Below are 3,869 nucleotides of genomic sequence, written 5' to 3'. Positions count from 1 at the left end.
AGATGAGCGCTAGTCTCGTGGGCTCGGAGATGTGTCTAAGAGACACCGCGCCGACCGCCCCGGCGCGGACCAGTCCACGGCGGGAGACCTCGGCGTCGACCAGGTCGCCGAAGTAGGCGTTGTCGGAGGTGTTGGGCACCGGGTGGTCGCAGGCGTTGCCGCAGCGGTAGAGACAGGTCATGGCGTCGCGGCTGCCGTGGCGGGGAGTGCCCAGCAGCGGGAGCAGCCGGGGACGGTCGCTCATGGGAGGAGCCTCCTGAGGGTCACGCACGCCGGTGCCGCTCACCGACGGGTACCCGCCGGACGCTAGGAGGGCGTGGTGAGCGGTGGTCGGCGTCGATATGAACCAGCGATGAACTCCCCGTCGGGAATCCCAGGTCGCGCAGGTGGTGAACCGATCAGCGTGACCGCACGTATCCCTGGTCGTAACGCCGCGCCCGCTCGGTCGAGAGCGAGGAGAGGACCATCAGCGACCACGACGCCCACCTGCTGCGCGCCCTGCACGACGAGCATGCCGAGGCGCTGTACGCGCACGCGTTGCGGCTGGTCAACGGCGACCGGCAGCGCGCCGAGGACCTGGTGCAGGAGACGCTCCTGCGGGCCTGGCGGCACCCGGAGTCACTGGACCCCCGGCGCGGCTCGGTCCGCGCCTGGCTGTTCACCACCGCGCGCAACCTCGCCATCGACGCCTGGCGGCGACGGTCGACCCGGGTCGGCGAGGTCTACACCGACGAACTGCCCGAACCCAGCGAGGTCGTCGACGAGACGGAACGCGCCGTGGAGGCGTGGACCGTGGCGGAGGCGCTCAACCGGCTCAGCCCGTCCCACCGGGACGTCCTCGTCGAGTGTTTCTACCAGGGCCGCTCGGTGTCCGAGGCCGCCTCCCGGCTCGGCGTGCCACCGGGCACCGTGAAGTCCCGCACCCACTACGCGCTGCGCTCACTACGGTTGGTGCTGGCGGAGATGGGGGTGACCGGATGAGCCGTTGCGACTACGCCTTCGACGACGGCGCGTACGTGCTGGGTGCCCTCTCACCCGCCGACCGGGCCGCGTACGAACGTCACCTCGTCGGCTGCCCCGACTGCCAACAGTCGGTTTCCGAGATCGCCGTGCTCCCCGGCCTGCTCGGTCGGCTGGACCCGTCGAGCCTGGAGCAGTTCCTGCCGCCGCCGGAGAACCCCCGGGTGCCCGAGCTGCTCAACGCCGCGCGGGACCGCCGGCGTCGGGAGCGGCAGGCCAACCGGCTGCGGTACGCGGTCACCGGCCTCGCGGCGGCGGCGTTCGCCCTGCTGGTCGGCTTCGGCGTGGCGACGATGCTGCCGAGCGAGCAGCCGGGCCGGCCACCGCTGGCGCAGGTGCGTCTGGTCGCGATGGAGCCGGTGACCGGCTCGGCGCCGGTGCACGCCGAGATCGGCCTGCGGCACACCGACTGGGGTACCGAGGTGACCATGCACTGCGGGTACGACGAGCACACCGGCTACGGCAAGGCACATGCCTTCCGGCTGGTGGCGTACGGCCCGGACGGTGCGCAGGAACAGATCGGCTCGTGGCGTGCCGCGCCCGGCGACGACCTGCGGATCACCGGTGCGACCCGGTTCACCAACGCCGAACTGGTCCGGCTGGAGCTGATCCGCGCCGACGGCACCCCCGTCCTGGCCTACGACGTCCGCTGAGGCAGGAGGTCACGCCGGTCAGCGCGGGGCGGGTACCGCTGCCGCTGCGCCGACCTCGCTGTCCGGGCGCGAGCGACGGTTGCGCCGGGCGTTGCGGAGCGCGTCGGCGGTGAAGACGATCAGCGCGAGCCAGACCAGTCCGAAGCCGACCAGACGGGCCGGCGGCATCGGCTCGTGGAAGATCAGCACACCGCAGGCCAGTTGGATGATCGGCGCGACGTACTGGAGCATGCCCAGTGCGGTCAGCGGCAACCGGTTCGCGGCGCCCGCGAAGAGCAGCAGCGGGATGGCGGTCAACGCGCCGGCCAGCACCAGCAGCAGCGCGTGCCCGACCGAGACCCGGCCGAACGTGGCGTCACCGGTGGTCGCGAGCCAGCCGAGGAACACCAGCGCCGGCACGGCCAGCACGGCGGACTCGACGAAGAGGCCCTCTGCCGGGGGCAGCCCCAGCCGCTTCTTCACCAGGCTGTACCCGCCGAACGTGAAGGCCAGCGTCAGCGCGAGGTACGGCAACCGGCCGTAGTCGACGGTGAGGACGGCCACCGCCAGCGCACCGACGCCGAGCGCGGCCCACTGCGCCGGGCGCAGCCGCTCCCGCAGCACCAGGACGCCGAGCAGCACCACCACCAGCGGGTTGATGAAGTACCCGAGGGCGGTCTCCACCACCCGGTCGGAGTTCACGCCGTAGATGTAGGTGAACCAGTTCACCGCGATCAGGGCGGCGGCGGCACCGACCCCGGCCAGGGCGCGCGGCCGACGGAGCAGGGCACGCAGGAACCCGATGTTGCGCATCACGGCGAGCAGCAGGGCGACGAACACCACCGACCAGATGACCCGGTGGGCCAGGATCTCCAGCGGGCCGGTCGGGCGCAGCAGCTTGAAGTACAGCGGGAAGAACCCCCACAGCAGGTACGCGACCAGGCCGTAGAGGTATCCGAGGCGGAGCGGTGTCACGGGTTCACCGTAAGGGGCGGATCGCTCTGTTGATCCTTGCTGGTGAGCGGCGTCACGGTCGACTCACGGCGGTCGAACTCCATCCACCGGTCGGCGCGTACCCCGGTGAAGCCGAGCTTGGCGTACACCCCGTGCGCGTCGTTGGTCGCCAGCAGGATCCGGCGTACGCCAAGCTCGCCGAGGTGGTCGCGGACGCCGCCGGCCAGCCAGGTGCCCAACCCGTGCCCGCGTTCGGCCCGGTCCACGTAGACGTCGCAGAGATAGGCGAAGGTGGCCCGGTCCGTGATCACCCGGGCGACGGCGACCTGTCGGCCGTCCGGCGGGCGGTACACGCCGAACCCGAGCGAGCCGGCGAAGGCCGCAGCCACCGTCGCGCGGTCCCGCCCGAGCGCCCAGTACGCGTCGGTGGAGAGCCAGGTGTGCACCAAATCCAGGTCGAGGAGATCGGGCGAGGTGCTGAGCGTGTAGCTGTCGGGACGGGTCCGGGTGAACACTCCCGGGACCCTAGTTGGCCCGGCGCTGCGGCGCGGCCCACTTACCCTTCGTCCGTCGGGCGGTCACCGTCGGTGGCGACGGTGACCGCCCGACGAGCGGTCGGTCGGGTGCCCGACGAGGTCGAGCCGCCCGGTCGCGGTCAGTCGCGGTCGAGGATGGCGCCGAGGATCCAGGTGACGATGCCGACGAAGAGCGCACCCAGCACGGCGGCGGGCCAGAAGCCGTCCACGTCGAAGGGCAGCCCCACCTGGTCGGCGATCCAGCCGGTGAGCAGGAACAGCAGACCGTTGACCACCAGTGCGATCAGGCCGAGGGTGAGCAGGTAGAAGCCGCACCCGACGGTCTTGATGATCGGCTGGAGCACCCCGTTCACCACGCCGAAGATGACCGCGACGAGGACCAGCGTCAACACCGTCTCACCGAGCGACTCGGTGTTCAGGGAGATGCCGGGGATGATCACAGTGGCCAGCCAGAAGGCCACCGCCGTGGCGCCGACCCGGATCAGGAGACCTTTCAGAAAATCCATGGCCGGCATGGTGTCATGGCCGGCGTACCGGCGAAACCCGCGAGATCAACTCCGGCCGAGTCGGAGAGGTGCTCCGATGAGGTGCGCCTCGATCGGCGTGACGGCCAGCAACGCCCAGCGTAGGGCCCGCCGGTTGACCACCGCCACCATGTCGGGCCGGCTGCGCGCCAACCCAGTCACTTATACACATCTCCGAGCCCACGACACTAGCGCTCAGCTCG

At 71.1% G+C, this 3,869-nt stretch carries 7 protein-coding genes; 2 read left to right on the top strand and 5 right to left on the bottom strand.

Annotated elements, in window-relative coordinates; genetic code table 11:
- The coding region (locus tag EYA84_RS28375) for a hypothetical protein (RefSeq protein WP_131056994.1) at nucleotides 1-244 on the bottom strand (244 nt) is incomplete at its 3' end.
- A gap of 242 nt (nucleotides 245-486) precedes the next feature.
- On the opposite strand from EYA84_RS28375, the gene EYA84_RS28370 reads away from it, so the two are divergent.
- Nucleotides 487-981 carry a sigma-70 family RNA polymerase sigma factor gene (locus EYA84_RS28370; protein ID WP_233527450.1) on the top strand — a complete coding sequence of 165 codons (495 nt, stop codon included), beginning with the start codon at nucleotides 487-489 and terminating at the stop codon, nucleotides 979-981.
- Nucleotides 978-1,673 carry an anti-sigma factor gene (locus EYA84_RS28365; RefSeq protein WP_131056992.1) on the top strand — a complete coding sequence of 232 codons (696 nt, stop codon included), beginning with the start codon at nucleotides 978-980 and terminating at the stop codon, nucleotides 1,671-1,673. The genes EYA84_RS28370 and EYA84_RS28365 overlap by 4 nt, the downstream gene beginning before the upstream one ends.
- 18 nt (nucleotides 1,674-1,691) lie before the next feature.
- On the opposite strand, the gene rarD is transcribed toward EYA84_RS28365, so the two are convergent.
- The 4 genes from rarD to EYA84_RS33870 all read right to left on the bottom strand — a co-directional run bounded on the left by rarD (nucleotide 1,692) and on the right by EYA84_RS33870 (nucleotide 3,828).
- Nucleotides 1,692-2,627 carry an EamA family transporter RarD gene (gene rarD, locus EYA84_RS28360; protein WP_131056991.1) on the bottom strand — a complete coding sequence of 312 codons (936 nt, stop codon included), beginning with the start codon at nucleotides 2,625-2,627 and terminating at the stop codon, nucleotides 1,692-1,694.
- Nucleotides 2,624-3,121: a GNAT family N-acetyltransferase gene (locus EYA84_RS28355; RefSeq protein ID WP_131056989.1), complete on the bottom strand. Its 498-nt coding sequence runs from the start codon at nucleotides 3,119-3,121 to the stop codon at nucleotides 2,624-2,626. The genes rarD and EYA84_RS28355 overlap by 4 nt, the downstream gene beginning before the upstream one ends.
- A gap of 140 nt (nucleotides 3,122-3,261) precedes the next feature.
- Nucleotides 3,262-3,648: a phage holin family protein gene (locus EYA84_RS28350; RefSeq protein WP_131056987.1), complete on the bottom strand. Its 387-nt coding sequence runs from the start codon at nucleotides 3,646-3,648 to the stop codon at nucleotides 3,262-3,264.
- Nucleotides 3,649-3,693: 45 nt separating this feature from the next.
- A complete protein-coding gene (locus EYA84_RS33870; RefSeq protein WP_255446668.1) occupies nucleotides 3,694-3,828 on the bottom strand; it encodes a hypothetical protein in 135 nt (44 codons plus the stop codon).
- Nucleotides 3,829-3,869 lie beyond the last annotated feature (41 nt).

The organism is Verrucosispora sp. SN26_14.1 (assembly GCF_004307965.1).
Classification (GTDB): Bacteria; Actinomycetota; Actinomycetes; order Mycobacteriales; family Micromonosporaceae; genus Micromonospora.
The sequence above is the reverse complement of the archived record's forward strand: the minus strand, read 5'-3'. Positions and strand labels throughout refer to the sequence as shown.

Coding starts and splice junctions, on each gene's coding strand:
- EYA84_RS28365 (WP_131056992.1), top strand. CDS start 978: ATGAGCCGTTGCGACTACGCCTTCGACGACGGCGCGTACGTGCTGGGT.
- EYA84_RS28350 (WP_131056987.1), bottom strand. CDS start 3,648: ATGGATTTTCTGAAAGGTCTCCTGATCCGGGTCGGCGCCACGGCGGTG.